The sequence below is a fragment of the Marinitoga okinawensis genome (genome assembly GCF_055387075.1).
In genome coordinates this window covers 1090536-1108275 of record NZ_AP042422.1, presented here as the reverse complement: position 1 = coordinate 1108275, position 17740 = coordinate 1090536, and the positions used below count along the sequence as shown (strand labels likewise).

Sequence of the window (17740 nt, the reverse complement as noted above, 5' to 3'; positions counted from 1 at the left end):
ATTATCCCTCCCCAAAAACATTTAAAGCATTTTCTAATATTTCAAATTCAAAAGGAGAATGTCCTAAATTTTCACCATCTACTTCTAAATATATTTTATTTTTTGAAAATAATTTTACATTTTTAGCTCTAAATTGTTTTACCCATTTTAAATTTACAAAAGTACCATCAAATATATTTTTTATATTTTTTATTACCTGAAATTTCGGTACTTCTTTTACCAATGTTATGTCAAAATATCCATCATTTGGAATAGCATTAGGTAGCATTTTCATACCGCCACCACTATATTTACAAATTCCAACAGCCATAGTAAATATATTTTCTTTTATTATTCTTCCATCAATAGCTATTTCAGCTTTTTGAGATTTATATTTAAATAATGTTGTTAAAAGATTTAAAAGATATGAAAAAGTTCCACTTTTATTTTTGTCTTTTGATATATTAGTATTTTTTACTACCTCAGCATCAAAAAACATACCTGCTATATTTATAAAATATCTTTCTTTTTTTTCATTATTTTCATAATATAAAACTTTACCAATATCTTGTGTAAATATACTACCTTTTTTTATTATATTAATCGCTTGTAAATAATCATTTGGAATACCAATAGTTTTACCCCAATCGTTTCCTGTTCCTGTTGGTATTATACCTATAATAATATCTTTTGTATTAACATAATTTTGATTAAAAATTCCATTTATTACTTCATTGGCAGTTCCATCTCCTCCAACACTAATAATTTTTCTATAACCTTTTTTTATAGCCTCTATAGTTATATTATATGCATCCATTTTACCTTTAGTTAATTCATATTCAAAATCAAAATCTTCTTTTTCCAGCATTTCTTTAATATTAGGCCATAATTTAATTGCTTTTGATCCTGATGAATGTGGGTTAACAATTATATAATATTCTTTCATCTTATTCCTCCAAAATATTTTGTTTTACTAATATTTTACCACAAAAAATAGGCCATTCGGCCTATTTATCTTAATATAAGTTTATTAAATCTTATTCTATCTTTTGAATTAACTTCAAAAATTTCAGTGGAATTCGCCATTGTAATATACCCTTTTTCATTTTCTAATAAGAAATTTTCAAAAAATTCCACATCTTCCTCTGCAGATAAACCAGAAACATAGGTCATTCTAAATTCATAATCAACATTTGAATTTCTTAATATTTCTATGGTTTTATTTATATTCCTCCAATACTCTTTTGGTACATTTATCAACTTATAATAATTTTCTGGTTTAGCTTTAATATCCATAGCTATATAATCTATTAAATTATTTTCTATTAATTCTTTTACCATATCAGAATTTGTTCCATTAGTATCTAATTTTATTAAATATCCCATTTCTCTTATTTTAGAAATAAATTCTGGTAAGTCATTATGAATAGTTGGTTCACCGCCAGTAATACATACAGCATTTAGTCTTTTCTTTAAATCTCTTAATTTATTTAATACTTTTTCTTCAGAAATAACATTATATTTATTAGAATATGCAATTTTCCAATTATGACACCACTCACATCTAAAATTGCATCCACCAGTATATACCACTGCTGAAACCCTTTTTGGATAATCCACAAAACTAAATGTTCTTATTCCAGCTAATACCATATTATCAGCCCCTCAAAACCTCATCATTAATTCTAAATTGTACTCTTTCAATATATTCCTGTTGTTTTCCGTCATTCCAATTTTGAACAGGTCTATAATAACCTACTACCCTTGAATAAACTTCTGTTTTTTCTCCACAATATGGGCATTCGAAATGTTCTCCAGCTATATATCCGTGTTCTGGACAAATTGAAAATGTTGGAGTAATACTCATATATGGTAAAGAATAATTTTCAAAACTAAACTTGATAAATTCTTTTAAAGTTTCAGCATCTGTAATTTTTTCACCTACAAAAATATGAACAACCGTTCCACCTGTCCATTTATTTTGCAATCCTTCCTGATGTTCTAATAAATCAAATGGGTCTTCAAAATAATTTACTGGAGGATGTACAGAATTAGTATAATATGGTCTTTCATTTGATCCAGATTGTTTTATACTATCTCCAAATTCATTCCTATCTATTTTAGCTAATCTATATGTTGTTCCTTCTGCCGGTGATGCTTCAAGATTATATAGATTACCAGTTTCTCTATTAAACTCATTTAATTTTTCAAGCATATAATTCATTATTTCTTCTGCAAGCTTTTTCCCTTCAGAATTTACAATGCCATTTTCAATACCAAAATTAATCAAACCTTCATGCATCCCTACAAATCCTATGGTTGAAAAATGATTTGCCCAATATTGACCTGTAAGCTTATATACACTATCAAGATATACTTTTGTATACGGGTATAATCCTTGTTTCGTCCATTCTTCTACATAAATTCTTTTTATTTCAAGACTTTCTTTTGCTATATTCATAACGTCATCTAATAATGAATAAAATTTATTTTTATCTCCTTTTGATAAATACATTAATCTCGGCATATTAATAGTTACAACACCTATTGATCCTGTCAAAGGATTTGAACCAAATAAACCGCCACGTCTTTTGATTTCTGTATTTTCATTTTCCTTTTTATCTTCATTAACAAAACCAAATGAGAGTTGTTGCATATGTTGTAAAACCTGTCTATTATCAAGTTTTAATCTGCAACACATACTCCTTGCATCTTCTGGATTCATATCTGAATTTATATAATTAGCAAAATATGGAGTTCCGTATTTCATTGTCATAGTCATAATCATCGTAGCAACTTCATTATTCCAATCAAAATCTTTTGTAATATTATATGTTGGAATAGGAAAAGAAAATGGTCTTCCATCATAATCTCCTTCCAACATAACTTCAATAAAAGCCTTATTTAAAATATCCATCTCTTTTTGAAATTCACTATATGTTTCTTCTTTTTCCTTCCCGCCTATAATAACTCTTTTATTTTTATGTGTTGAAGGAACGGTTAAATCCATTGTAATATTACTAAATGGTGATTGAAATCCAACTCTTGTAGGAACATTCATATTAAAAATAAATTCTTGCATAGATTGTTTAACCTGCTCATAATTTAAATTATCATATTTAATAAAGGGAGCTAATAATGTATCAAAATTAGAAAAAGCCACAGCTCCAGCTGCTTCACCTTGCATAGTATATAAAAAATTAACTATTTGACCTAATGCAGTTCTAAAATGTCGTGCAGGTCCTGAAGCCACTTTACCCGTAACCCCGTTAAAACCTTTTCTCAATAATTCTTCTAAATCCCAACCAACACAATATGCAGATAATGCTCCTAAATCGTGAATATGCATAAATCCATTATTATGATATTCACTTATTCTTTTATTGTGTTTATCATATATCTCATTTAACCAAAATTTTTTTGTAATTTCCTGATGTATATGATTATTTAAACCTTGAAGAGAATACTGCATATTTGAATTTTCTCTCACCTTCCAATCACTATTATTGATATAATCATAAATTAAATTCATATTTCCCCTCCTCCATCAATTCTTATTATAACACGATATATTGTATCACAATAAATCATAAAACACAATATATGTGTATAGTGGATAAATTAGGTAGAAAAAAACCTAAGTCAATACAAAAAATAGATAGAGTAATATGTTAAGATTTTGTATAAAATTTAATTTGCTTTACGAATTATTTTATGATATAATTTAGTAAGTTAGTAGTCAAAAAATTCATATATTTATTCATATATTTTTGACAATAAAATAGAAGGAGGATGAAAAATGAAAATATTATTCAAAAATGCTAACATCTATCCAATCACTTCAGAACCATTTAAAGGAGATTTATTAATTGAAAATGGCAAAATCAAAGAATTAGCTAAAAACATAAGAGCAAAAGCGGATGAAGTTATTGATGTTGAAGGTAAATATATTTTTCCAGGTTTTGTAGATGCTCATTCACACATCGGAGTTTTTGAAGAAGGTGTTGGTGAAGGTTATTATCAAGATGGAAATGAAATGACTGATCCTAATACTGCACAAGTTAGAGTTATCGATGCTTTTTATCCAGAAGATGCAGCAATAAAGAGAGCTTTGGAAGGTGGAGTCACTACAGTAATGGTTGTTCCTGGAAGTGCTAATCCAATCGGAGGGCAAGGAGCAATTTTAAAATTCAAATCTAAAATAGTAGATGAAATGATAATTAAAGAACCAGCAGGATTAAAAATGGCAATGGGTGAAAATCCAAAAAGAGTATATGGTTCTCAAAAGAAATTACCATCAACAAGGCTTGGAAGTGTTGCTGTAATTAGGGAATATTTCTTAAAAGTACAAAACTATATGAAAAAGAAAGAAAAAGGAGATTTCTATGAATTTGATTTAAAAATGGAAATTGGTGAAAAAGTGTTAAAAAGAGAAATACCAGCAAGAATTCATGCACATAGAGCAGATGATATCATAACAGCTATTAGATTATCCGAGGAATTTGGATTTGATTTAGTAATAGAACACGCTACAGAAGCATACAAAATTGTTGATTATATAAAAGAAAAAGGTGTTTCTTTAGTGTTAGGTCCTTTATTTGGATTTAGAACAAAATTAGAATTAAAGGATATGTCATTTGAAGCATTAAGAATAATTAATGAAAAAGGTATTTTAGCAGGATTAATGTGTGATCATCCTGTGCTACATTTAGAACATGCTAATGTACAAGCTGCTCTTGGAATGAGATATGGTGCAAAAGAAGAAGACTTGATAAAAATGTTAACTATAAATCCAGCAAAAATATTGAAAATTGACGATAGAGTAGGATCATTAGAACCAGGAAAAGATGCAGATATTGCAATATGGAATCATCATCCATTTGATATAAGAGCAAAAGCTGAAAGCGTCTATATTGAAGGTAAAAAAGTATTATAATTATTTTTTGGAGTACAGTCATATTTTTCACTCAAAAATTTGGAGTATACTCCAAATATATTAAAAATTATTATAAATACCAGGATTATATTCAATAAAAAATACCTCCTTTGTGGTTTAGTTCTACTTTGGAGGTATTTTATAATATTTTATATTTTAAATATTTCTCTTAATTCATCATCACCAAGTTCAGAAATCCATTTTTCTCCAATACTTAATATATTATTGCTTAAATTCTTCTTTTTTTGAATTATCTCATTTATTTTTTCTTCAAATGTATTTTTAGTTATAAATCTATGGACAATAACATTATTTTTTTGACCTATTCTATAAGCTCTATCTGTAGCTTGAGCTTCAACTGCAGGATTCCACCATAAATCAAAATGGATTACATGTGATGCAGCAGTTAAATTCAATCCTGTACCTCCAGCCTTTAGAGAAATAATGATAACAGGATAATCGTGTGATGTTTGAAATTTTTCTACCATTTCATCTCTCTTTTTTCTTGACAAATTTCCGTGAAAAAATAACGTTTTAACTTTCAAATGTTTTTTTATTATATCTTCAAGTATTTCTCCCATTTCTTTATATTGTGTAAATATTATGGCCTTTTCATTATTTCTAAATATGTCTGATAATAAATCCAATAATTTCTGTGTTTTACCAGATTCTTCTGGACTGAAATTCTTATTCTTCAGATAATTAGCAGGATGATTACAAATTTGCTTTAAAGATGTGATTAATTTAAAGATTAATCCTTTTCTTTCTATGCCAGAAAAATTAGAAATCTCATTTACCATTTCTACTGTTTTATTATATAATGATGTTTGAATTGGAGTTAAATATACATATTGATCAAAAATAATTTTTTCTGGTAAATCTTTTATAATATTTTTATCCGTTTTTAATCTTCTTAATAGGAATGGATTAATAGCTTTTTTAATAGCTTCTAATTTTGTTTTGTTATTATATTTTTCAATAGGAATAGCATAATTTTTTATAAAATTATTATAATTTCCCAAATATCCTGGCATTAAAAAATCAAATATACTCCATAATTCCAATAAACGATTTTCCACTGGAGTTCCGGTTAATGCTATTCTTTTTTCGCCTTTTAAATTTTTAACAGCTTTAGTTTGTTTAGTCAAAGGATTTTTAATATTTTGAGCTTCATCAAGTATTATATACGACCATTTTAAATCTTTTAATTTTTCAATGTCCCTTCTTATAACACCATATGATGTTAATATAATATCTGAATCATTTTTCAAATCACGATTATTTCCATGATATATATGATATTTTAATTTTGGTGCAAATTTTTCAATTTCTGTTGCCCAATTACCTATTAATGTAGTAGGACATACAATTAAAGCTGGGGCATTTAAATTTTTATTTTCTTTATCCTTTAAAATAACCGCTATTGTTTGAATAGTTTTACCTAATCCCATGTCATCCGCAAGACATACACCAAAACCTTTATCAACATTTGATTTTAACCATTTATAACCTCTTTTTTGATATTCTCTCATTTTAGCATTTAATGTTTTAGGTATTCTAATATTTTTGATTTTTTTCATTTCATCAATTATGTTTTTTAAATTATTATCCGAATATAATGGTATTCCATTATATTCTTCTGAAAGTAAAACTCTTAAACTCTCGTAATTAGATAATTCATCAAGAGGTTTTTCTAATTTTTTCAATATGTTTAAAAATTTTTTTGGATCAAGGTGAATATACATATCTTTGAATTTTATTATTCCTTCTGATTTTTCCAATAATTTCCTAAATTCTTCAGCAGATATGATCTGATCACCTATTGCTATTTTCCAATCAAATTTTAGTAAATCATTCAAATTAAAAAAGCTGGTAGTATTATTAATTCTTTTTGCTTGTATAACTACTTTTGGCTCTACTATTTTTTTCATTTCTTTTGGAAGGATTACATCAATACCAAAAACATTTAAAGCAGGTAATACATCATTAAAAAATGTACTTAATTCTGATGAAGTTATTATTATATCCTCATGTTTCATAATGGTTTTAGAAAAATTGGATAAATTAGAAATAAACCCTATTTGTTTTAATATATTAGCTTTTTCATCAAAATATTTTTTGTTTTTTAAAAAATCGGTAAGACTAATAGGTTCAGATAATACATCTGAATTATCTTTTACTAAAAGAGATAAATAATACCTATCTTCAATAAACGGCATGATTTTAATAGCTAATGTATATTTTTGGCTTTTAAAAAATAATGGCTCAAAATAATTTACCAATGAATTAGCAGCATTTTTTTCTTCTAATGTTTTTAATGGATACAATTTATCTTCTGAAAATACAGATAATATATTATGAGACATTGTTTTATTTACATATATTTTTTTTACTATTTCCTTTATAACCAAAGATATAATATATATAACAGCATCAGATTTTTTTAATACCTTATTTTTTTCTAAATGAATTATAAGATTATTTGGAATTATTTTTTCAAGATAATCTAAATATTCTATAAAAGATGAATTTGAAATAAGTGGCATATATTTTACATAAAATTTATCCGATTCAATTATTTCCGGTTTTGGTGCAAATGAGTGATTCATAATGATATTAAATACAAATCCAAAAATCTTTTTAAAAAAGAAAGAGTATTCATTATCATTTTTATCAGGTAAAAAAGATATACTATACATTAAATTAAATAAATCTTCAAATTTTATTATTTCTTTTGAAAAAGGATTATATCCTTTAATTAATATATCTGGATTTTGTAATGAATAAATTATTTTAAATTCTGTATCTTTAAGATATAGATTTTCTTCTAATATTTTTATGTTTTTCACATATTTTTCGCTTTGTGCATATAGATCGTTTAAAAAATCCTTTATTGAAAAATCAGAAAAAATAGGTTTTTCAGAAAGCAACGATATTATTTTATCTATATTTTCAAAATAAATGATAGGTTCTTCTAAAGCAATTTTTTCATCTAAATCTAATTCATTTTTTTCACTATCGATAGGCAAAAAATTTAAGGTATTTTTCGATTTTTCACTGGAAATTTTAGCAAGTTCCAATAATTTCTTCTTTTTTAATCCATGCATTTCAAATAAAAGGAAAGGATCTTTATCAATTTCATTAGCAATAACATAATATACTGCAGCAAGATGTTTACATGGATTAGCCCAATCTGGGCATGAACAATATGCTTCTATATCATCCCATGATTCTGGAAATAATTTTATCCCTTCTTTTTGAAAAATTTCATATAATTCTTCTGGTAATATTCCGTTTAATAATTGTCCTGCAATATATGGATTTTCAGAAAGTATATTTCCAATAATTTCTACATCATATGAAGGAAATTTTATCAAAGAAATTTTTTCCTTATATGGTGTAGCTCTTGTTCCCTGTACTCTAGCAATAATATCGGAATTTCTATTTACTCTAACTTCTAAAACTAACCCCTTATTAGCATAAGTTCTACCTCTTGGGAGCCTATTGGTATTAAAATCTATTTTTTCCATAGCCTCAATCCATTTCTTACCCCACCATGTTTTACCATATATTTTTCTTTTAGCCACTATAAACACCTCTAAAAATTTTATTCTATTTAAATATCAAAATATATCTATATTAAAATTATTATATCATATTAAATATATGAATATTATACTTTTAATTACTTTATCTATCTTACAGCAAATCATTATTGCTATTATATGATATAATTGATTAGGAGGTGGAATTGATGAAAAAATTACCAATAGGGATACAGGATTATAAAGAAATAATAGAGGGGAATTATATATATGTAGATAAAACAAAATATATATTTGATTTAATAGATAGTGGAAAATATTATTTTTTATCTCGCCCACGAAGGTTTGGAAAGAGTTTAACTATATCGACATTATATTACATATTCAAGGGAGAAAAAGAATTATTTAAAGATACATACATATATGACAAATGGAAATTCGAAGAATATCCAATAATAAAATTAGATATGTCTGATAATGTACTAAAAGATTTAGAATCATTTCTAAAATCATTAAATAATAATATAGAAAAAATATATAGAGAATACGAAATAACACCAGATATAGATGATGTATCAATGAAATTTGGAAATTTAATAGAGTTTTTGAATAAAAAATATAATGAAAAAGTTGTAATATTAATAGATGAATATGAATCACCGATATTAGAGCATATAAACAATAAAAAAGAAGCAGAAAAAATAAGAGGGTTTCTAAGGGAATTCTATAAGAAAGTAAAAACAAAAGATGAATACATAAAATTCGTATTCATAACAGGAATAACGAAATTCACCAAAACAGGAGTATTCTCAGCATTAAATAATTTAAATGACATATCACTAAACAGAAAATACTCTCAAATGTTAGGTTATACCCAAAAAGAACTTGAATTTTATTTTAAAAAACATATAGAAGAAACAGCAAAAGAAATAGGAATAAGTAAAGAAGAATTACTAAAAGAAATAAAAACATACTATAATGGATTCTCATTTGATGGAGAACACTTTGTATATAATCCATTCTCAGTATTAAGATTTTTTGATGAAAGGAAATTTCAAAATTACTGGTTTGAAAGTGGATCCCCATCATTCATATATGAATATATAAAAGGTAAAAAAGTAACCTATGAAAAATTAACGAAATATCCAGTAAGTGCAATGGATTTCTCAACAAGAGAAATAGAAGATGCAAATGCAAATATATTCTTTGCACAAGCAGGATATTTAACATTTAAAGGAATAAAAAAATATGGAATAACAGAAAAGTATATATTAGATTATCCAAATCTTGAAGTAAAAAATAGTTTCTCAAAATTAATATTAGAAGCAAATTATGGTCTAAACGAAGAAACATATGAAAAAATATATAAAATATATGAATTAGTAGAAAAAAATGAAATAAAAGAATTAATAGAAGAAATAAAAAGGATAATGAGTACAATACCGTATAACTTACATCAAAAAAGAGAAAGTTATTATCACTCATTAATATATACAATATTAGCATCAGCAGGATTAAACATAACAGCAGAAGAATTAACAAATCTTGGAAGAAGTGATTTAGTATTAGAACATAATGATAAAATATATATATTTGAAATAAAATTAGATAAAAGCGCAAAAGAAGCGATAAATCAAATAAAAGAAAAGAAATATTATGAAAAATATACGAGTAAAAATAAGGAAAAAGAAATATATATAATAGGAATAAACATAAATTCAGAAAAAAGAAATATTGATGAATATATAGTAGAAAAAATATAATTGATTAACATAATCCCCTGAAAAGGGGGTTTTTAATTGTATTGAGCTTCTCAAAATTAAAAAAATTACTATTATTCTATATTATAAAAACTTTTTGTTTTTAAATTTTTTAGTGGTATAATTTAATTATATAAGTTAATTTTTTGTGTAAAAAAAATAACACTTACATACCAGGAGGTAAAAATGAATAATTCAACAGTAGTTTTTAATCAAAAAACTTATCAATTATATAATTTAGTTATGGATATAGATAGCGGAATTATAGCTTTACCGGATATACAAAGACCTTTTGTATGGAATCAAACTAAGGTTAGAGATTTAATTGATTCATTATATAAGGGATTACCTGTAGGAACTGTAATTCTTTGGGAAGTTTCTAATATAGAAAATTTTCATTCAATAGGACTTGAGAAAAAAAGATCACCAAAATATTTAGTCATTGATGGACAACAAAGGCTTACTTCACTTTATTCTATTTTAATGAATAAACCTGTAAAGAATAAAAATTTTAAAGACTTAAAAATAAAAATTGCTTTTAATCCCTTAGAAAATAAATTTGAAGTAAGTAATGCTGCATTGGAGAAAGATCCAGAATGGATAGGAGATATTAGCAAATTATTTTCCACAAATTCATATCAGTTTATCGATGAATATAGAAATAATTTAATGAAAAAAAGAGAGGATATTGTAAGTAATTATAATGAATTCTCTATTATTGCTTCAAAAATTCAAAGATTAGAAAATATTAAAAATTATACATTTTCTGTTTTAGAACTTTCTTCTGAATTAGATCCAGAAGAAGTAGCTGAAATCTTTGTTAGAATAAATAGCAAAGGAAAAACTTTAAATCAATCTGATTTTATACTCACTTTAATGTCTGTTTATTGGGACGAAGGTAGAAAAGAAATAGAAGAATTTTGTGAAAAAGCTCAACATTATTCAGAAAAAAGTTCTCCTTTTAATTTAATTAACATAAAACCGAATCCAGAACACCTTGTTAGAAGCATAGTCGGATATTCGTTCCTTAGAGGAAGATTGAAATATGCTTATTTAATATTGAAAGGTAGAGATTTTGAAAATAGAATTTATTCTGAAGACTTAAAAAATAAAAATCTAGAAATTTTTAAAAATGGACATAAAAAAGTTCTAGATTTAGTGAATTGGCATGATTATATTAAAATAATATATGATGCTGGTTTTGTAAATGAAAATATGATCAGTTCTAAAATAGCATTTTTCATTACATATGTTTTATATTTAATTGGTAAGGAAAGATTAAACTTTAGAGATTTAGAAAGAATAATTAGGAAATGGCTAGTTTTTTCTTTGCTAACTCAAAGATACACAGGTTCTCCAGAAAGTATCATTGAAAAAGATTTAATCAGTATAAAAAATAACAACTTTTTAGAAACATTAGAAAATATTATAAAAAATGAATTAACAGAAAGTTTTTGGGAAATAACATTACCTAATGAAAAACTTGTTACATCAAATACTTCAAACGTTTTATCAATATATGATGCGGCATTAATTTACGAAGATAAATTTATACCATTTTCAAAAAGTAAAATAAGAGAAAGAAAAAGTGTTTTGGTAAATGAAAAGAAAAAAACTATTGAACGTCATCATATATTTCCAAAAAATTATTTACATAAATTAGGAATAAAAGATATTAAAGATGTAAATCAAATTGCTAATTTAATGTTTTTAGATTATAAAAACAATATTGATATTAGCGATAAACCACCATTTGAATATTGGAATTTGCTTACAAAAGATCTTTCTGACGATGAAATAAACAAAATATATATTGATTATGATTTACCAAAAGATTTTTGGAATATAAATTATTTTGAATTTTTAAAAGAAAGAAGATATTTGATGGCAAAAAGAATAAGGAATTATTTTGAAAGCTTATAATGATATAAAACTTATAGAATATATTATTATTTTTTTAGAATGTCTTTCAAATATAGTATTTTTGTATTATAGTTTTTTAAAATACTTTGTGTTTATATTCTTAAATTAAGAAAACTAAATTATTTGAGAAAGGAGAATAACATGAATATTATAGTTAAAAAAGAAAAAGAATTTATAAAAAATATTATAAATTTTCGTGTAAAACTTTATTGTAATATTAAAGTTATATTTTCAGATGAAGAGAAAAAATTGATAAATAAATATAATGATCCAAAAATTGAAATAAGTAATATTAGAAAGTCTTTTAAAGGCTCAGATGAAGAATTTATAATAGTAAAACATTCTATTAATAATCCTCATATAAGTGCTTTCGATATAACTGCATACGTTAATGATGGATATCAAGCTTTGGGTAATTTAATAGAGTTCGAAAATGCTGTATTAGAAACATTAGAGAATTCATTTATGATATTAAAATTATTAGAAGATTGGGATAAAGAAAATATTATTGAATTAAACGATTAAAAGCGGTTTAGAATGAGTACTATCAAAAAAAGAATATTGATGAATAGATAAAAAATTTTAAAAAGATTAACCGAATTCTCTGAAAGGGGGATTTTTTATTTATATAGTAAAAAAAGCATATATATCTTTTTGTTTAAAAGTTTGATTATAAAAATTTTTATGATATAATTTAAATATATATGTTAATTTTTTGTGTATTAGAATGAAAATATAGGAGGATGCATAATGAAATATTATTCATTAAGTGGAGAAAGATCATTATTAAAAGAATTAAGAATAGTATTTAATTTACTAAATCATAGTTATTCATTAGATGAAATAAAAAATAAAGTATATGAAGATAATTTATTTCAATATTCTTCAACTTCATCAATACAAAGAGTTTTTTCTGCAATAAAAAAAGAATTAAAAACATAGATTCTGAATTAATAAAATTATTTATTTCTGAATCATATGATACACAAAGTATAATAAATCTTTATCTTATAATGAAATCTAATAAACTTATCTTTGATTTTATGTATGAAGTTATTAAAGATAAATATTTTTTTTATGATTTTCAACTTAAAGATTCCGATATTAATAAATTCTTTGAAGTAAAAAAAATACAGGTTCCAGAAATTGCAAATTGGAGTGAAAAAACCATAAAAAGGACGAAAACAGAAATAAAAAAAATATTATATGATGCTGGAATATTGAAAGATAAAAAAACAATGGAAATTCAACCATTAATTATAAGTGAAGATTTCAAAAGATATTTAATCAGTAATAATGAATTAATTTATTTAGAAGCAATGGGAGTGAAAATATAATGACAATTCAAGAAAATTTAAACAAAATTCAAGAGATTATAAGTGATAAGAAATTTTTAAATAATAAAGGATTAGGTAATGAAATTAGTTTTTATATTTTTGATTATGATCCAAAATATGAAATTTTGGTAAGAAAACAAATAGAAAAAACTATAGAAAATTTAAAAGAGAGACATGGATTAAAAATAAAAGAATTCAATCTCTATAAAATGCTTATTAAAATGCTTAAAGATGAGGATTTGATTGAAGTAATAAAAGAAATGGAAATAAAAGAAGGAAGCCAAGAAGTATTAAATGCAATAAAAACCTTTGCTCCACCAGAAACTTTTATAGAACAGATAAAAAATGAATCAAGTGATATTGATATTATATTTATTACAGGCGTTGGGCAAATATATCCTTTTATTAGATCACATACAATATTAAATAAACTACATAGTGTGATTGAAAATAAACCTTTAATATTGATTTATCCTGGAAGATATGATGGTCAGAAATTAATATTGTTTAATAAATTTAAAGATGATAACTATTATAGGGCTTTTCCTTTAATAGACTGAAAAAAAGGGGGATCTGTATGATTTTAAAGAATATGTTTAAAAAAGATATAAATAGGTATATAAAAGGAGTTATAAAAGTTGGTCAAGAAAGTGAGGATATTGTATATCAAGAATTAGATGAATATGTAGTTACAAATGAAATATTAAAACATATAAGAACTTTTTTTGAAAATTATGGTAAAAGTTTTGAGATGAACACTGATGAAATTGGTGTATGGATTTCAGGTTTTTTTGGTTCAGGTAAATCACATTTTCTGAAAATTTTATCATATTTATTATCAAATAAGGAAGTTAATGAAAAAAAAGCTACCGATTTTTTTAGAGAAAAAATTGAAGACGAATTATTAATAGCAGATATAGAAAAAATATTATCTTATCCAAATGAAACAATTCTTTTTAATATTGATGCTGAAAGTTCCGCAGATGCTAAGTCGGATAAAGAAGCTATTGTAAAAGTATTTAGAAAAATGTTTTATAAGAATTTAGGTTTACATGGCGAAAATGATGAAATCACTAATTTTGAAAAATATCTATACAAATTTGGAAAACTTGAAGAATTTAAAGAAAAATATCAGGAAAAAATTGGAGAAGAATGGGATGAAGATGGAAGAAGAAAATATCATTTTAAAAAATCCATGATTAAAGATATAATTGCTGAAATTTTAGAAATGACAGAGGAAGATAAAGAATTATTTGATTTTAAAAGTTTAGGAGAAGGTACATCAATAAGAACATTTGCGGAAGAAGTTAAAGATTATATAGAAAAACAAGGAGATAATTTTCATTTAATTTTCCTTGTGGACGAAGTTGGTCAATATATTGGGGATGATAATAATCTCATACTTAATTTACAAACATTATCTGAAGAATTTGCTAATCATTGTAAAGGAAAAGCGTGGATTGTAGTTACTTCTCAAGAAGATATTGATTCAATAACAAAGGTAAGAGAAAAGGATTTTTCCAAAATTCAAGCAAGATTTAAAACAAGGTTAAGCCTTTCCTCAGTTTCTGTTGGTGAAGTAATACAAAAACGTATATTAGAAAAAACCGATACTGCAAATGAAAGATTAAAAGCAATATTTGAAGAAAAAAGTATTGCTTTGAAGAATGCTATTTATTTTAAAAATGCAAGTTCATCATATAGAGATTATTCTAATTCTGAGGAATTTGCTAATTTATATCCATTTATTCCTTATCAAACTAAATTATTGCAAAAAGTTTTTGAACAGGTAAGAAAACATGGAAGTTCAGGAAAACATTTATCTGAAGGTGAAAGATCAATGCTTTCTGCATTCCAAGAAGCATTAAAAACTTATAATGATCGTGAAGACAATATTTTAATTCCATTTGATATTTTTTATGATTCAATAGAAACATTTTTAGCTTCTCCTATAAGAAGAGTTATTGAATATGCAAAAGAAAACATTAATTTAGAGGATTTTGATATTAGAATATTAAAATTATTGTTTATGTTAAAATACCTTAATAACGAAATGCCAGCGAATTTGGAAAATATAACTACTTTAATGATAGAAGAAATTGATCAAGATAGATTAGATTTAAAAAATAAAATTGAAAAATCCTTAATTAAATTAGAAAAACAATCATTAATAGAGAAAAATGGAGATAATTATTTTTTCTTGACAGATGAAGAACAAGAAATAAATAAAGAAATACAACAAATTAATATTGAAGATTCGGAAGTTACTAAAGAATTAAATACCATTATATTTGAAGAATATAACTTAAATTCAAAAATAAGATATAACAAATATGATTTTTCATTTAGTAGATTAATAAATAATACAAAATATGGTGATCCAAAAGGCGAATTAACTATAGAAATTATTACTTCAGATGCTGATAATTATGATGAAAATATACAGATGCGTTCATCTAGAAACCAAAATACATTGTTTGTTAAATTATTAAATGATGAAAAATTCTTAAATGAATTAAAGTATTATATAAAATTAAATAAATATATTAAAAATATTTCTATAAGCGAGTTGCCTGAAACACTTAAAAAAACTGTCGAATTGAAAAAATTAGAAATACCAGAAAGAAGTAAAAGATTAAAAGAATTATTAGAAATTGTAATTCCTAATTCAGAATTTTATATTCTTGGAAATAAAATAAATCCATCTGGAAGTAGCTTGAAGGAAATTTTTGAAATTGCATTGGGAAAATTAATAGAAGTTAATTATACCAAATTAAATTATATTGAAGTAAATTATACTGAAAAAGAATTAAAAGAGATATTATACAATCAAAAGATAAGTTTGGATATAACAATAAATAATGAAAAGGCTATTGAAGAAGTAAGGAACTACATTAATTTTATTGCTGACTATAATGAAACAGTAAATAAAGTAATAAATTATTTTTCAAAAATTCCATACGGATGGAAAAAGGAAGATACTTTATATTGTTTATTGCAGTTATATTTGAGTAAAGAAATTGAATTTAAATATTATAAAGATTATTTCACACACAACGATAGAGAATTTTTGCAAAAATTATTAAATAGTAGAGAAAATGAAAAAATTGAAGTAAAGAAAAAAGAAAAGATTGATGAGGATTTGTTAAACAAAGTAAAATTAGTTTATTCAAATATTTTTGATAAACAGATTGAGAATGATGATGAAGATAAAATAGCTGAAGAATTGAAAAATGCTATAAATAATGAAATATCTATTATTAATAATAGCATTGATTTATGTGAGAGAAATAGATATCCAGGAATAGAAATTTTAGAAAAAGGATTGAATTTGTATAATAACATTTATTTAAAATCTGATAATAAAAACTTATTTAGTAGCTTTATAAATGTGCAAGAAGATATATTAGATTGGAAAGATGAATCTTTAAAAGTTTTCAACTTTCTAAAAGAAGGAAGTAATCAAAAAAATATTTTTGAAAGTGGAAGAAAATATATTAAAGATATAGAAAATAAAAAAGTAGCAGGTGTGGATTTTAAAAATGTTCAGGAAGAAATAGAAAAACTAAAAAATATAATAAATAGTTCAGATCCTTTTAGTGAAATAAAAGAAATCCCATTATTAATAGAAACTATAGATTCTTTTATTAACACTAAAACTCAGAAATTAAAAGAAGATCTAAAAACAGAGTTTAATCATAAATTTGATGAAATTGATGAATTAATTAAAAGTAACCAAGATTATAATAATATAAAAGAAAAATTGATGAATGATATTTTTAATGAAATAGAAAATTATAATAATATTATTATATTGAAATCAAAGTATATGGATTGGTTGAAAAAGATTGTTAATTTATTAAAAGAAGAAATAAAAAATAAAATTACTCAAAAGTTCAAAGAAATTGATGAGTTGATGTTAGAAAAAGGATTAGAAATAAGATATAAGAGTGAAAAGGAAAAATTGATGAATGATATTTTTGATGAATTAAATCGTTATAATGATATTTCAATATTAAAATCAAAATATATCGATTGGTTAGAAAAGATTGATGATCTATTAAATGAAATAAGAAATAATGGTAAAGAACCTCTTAATGTAGTTAATGAAGATATAGAAAAGTATAAAATTAATAATGGAGAATTTACTATAGAAGGAAATTTGGATGAATTAATTTCTAAAATAAAAGAGTATATTTCTGAAAATTCAAAAGGTAAAAAAAGAATAAAAGTAAAAATAGAAATAGAATAGTGGGGGAT

10 protein-coding genes and 1 pseudogene are annotated in these 17740 nt (G+C 24.1%); 7 read left to right on the top strand and 4 right to left on the bottom strand.

Translation table 11 applies throughout. The features are described from left to right. Position 1 precedes the first annotated feature (1 nt). From ACZ5CK_RS05480 to ACZ5CK_RS05470, 3 genes are all read right to left on the bottom strand, one after another. Complete coding sequence (locus tag ACZ5CK_RS05480) at positions 2–925, bottom strand: diacylglycerol/lipid kinase family protein (protein ID WP_464582901.1); 924 nt, start codon at positions 923–925, stop codon at positions 2–4. A 65-nt stretch (positions 926–990) separates the two neighbouring features. After that, positions 991–1632: an anaerobic ribonucleoside-triphosphate reductase activating protein gene (locus ACZ5CK_RS05475; RefSeq protein ID WP_464582900.1), complete on the bottom strand. Its 642-nt coding sequence runs from the start codon at positions 1630–1632 to the stop codon at positions 991–993. Between the two features lie 4 nt (positions 1633–1636). Beyond that, complete coding sequence (locus tag ACZ5CK_RS05470; RefSeq protein ID WP_464582899.1) at positions 1637–3511, bottom strand: ribonucleoside triphosphate reductase; 1875 nt, start codon at positions 3509–3511, stop codon at positions 1637–1639. A gap of 267 nt (positions 3512–3778) precedes the next feature. On the opposite strand from ACZ5CK_RS05470, the gene ACZ5CK_RS05465 reads away from it, so the two are divergent. After that, entirely contained in the window at positions 3779–4915 is a 1137-nt protein-coding gene (locus ACZ5CK_RS05465) for an amidohydrolase (RefSeq protein WP_464582898.1), read from the top strand. Positions 4916–5064: 149 nt separating this feature from the next. On the opposite strand, the gene ACZ5CK_RS05460 is transcribed toward ACZ5CK_RS05465, so the two are convergent. Then, positions 5065–8502 (bottom strand): SNF2-related protein, encoded by a 3438-nt coding sequence (locus ACZ5CK_RS05460; protein ID WP_464582897.1) that lies wholly within the window; start codon positions 8500–8502, stop codon positions 5065–5067. Positions 8503–8669: 167 nt separating this feature from the next. On the opposite strand from ACZ5CK_RS05460, the gene ACZ5CK_RS05455 reads away from it, so the two are divergent. The 6 genes and pseudogenes from ACZ5CK_RS05455 to brxC all read left to right on the top strand — a co-directional run bounded on the left by ACZ5CK_RS05455 (position 8670) and on the right by brxC (position 17732). Then, positions 8670–10223 (top strand): ATP-binding protein, encoded by a 1554-nt coding sequence (locus ACZ5CK_RS05455; protein ID WP_464582896.1) that lies wholly within the window; start codon positions 8670–8672, stop codon positions 10221–10223. A 183-nt stretch (positions 10224–10406) separates the two neighbouring features. Next, positions 10407–12143 carry a GmrSD restriction endonuclease domain-containing protein gene (locus tag ACZ5CK_RS05450; RefSeq protein ID WP_464582895.1) on the top strand — a complete coding sequence of 579 codons (1737 nt, stop codon included), beginning with the start codon at positions 10407–10409 and terminating at the stop codon, positions 12141–12143. A 141-nt stretch (positions 12144–12284) separates the two neighbouring features. After that, the gene (locus ACZ5CK_RS05445) at positions 12285–12668 is read left to right on the top strand and encodes a hypothetical protein (protein ID WP_464582894.1); all 384 of its coding nucleotides are present in this window, start codon (positions 12285–12287) and stop codon (positions 12666–12668) included. Between the two features lie 225 nt (positions 12669–12893). Continuing rightward, positions 12894–13480, top strand: a pseudogene (locus ACZ5CK_RS05440) (DUF1819 family protein). Next, a complete protein-coding gene (locus ACZ5CK_RS05435; protein ID WP_464582893.1) occupies positions 13480–14040 on the top strand; it encodes a DUF1788 domain-containing protein in 561 nt (186 codons plus the stop codon). The pseudogene ACZ5CK_RS05440 and the gene ACZ5CK_RS05435 overlap by 1 nt, the downstream one beginning before the upstream one ends. Positions 14041–14057: 17 nt before the next feature. Beyond that, complete coding sequence (gene brxC, locus ACZ5CK_RS05430; protein ID WP_464582892.1) at positions 14058–17732, top strand: BREX system P-loop protein BrxC; 3675 nt, start codon at positions 14058–14060, stop codon at positions 17730–17732. Positions 17733–17740 lie beyond the last annotated feature (8 nt).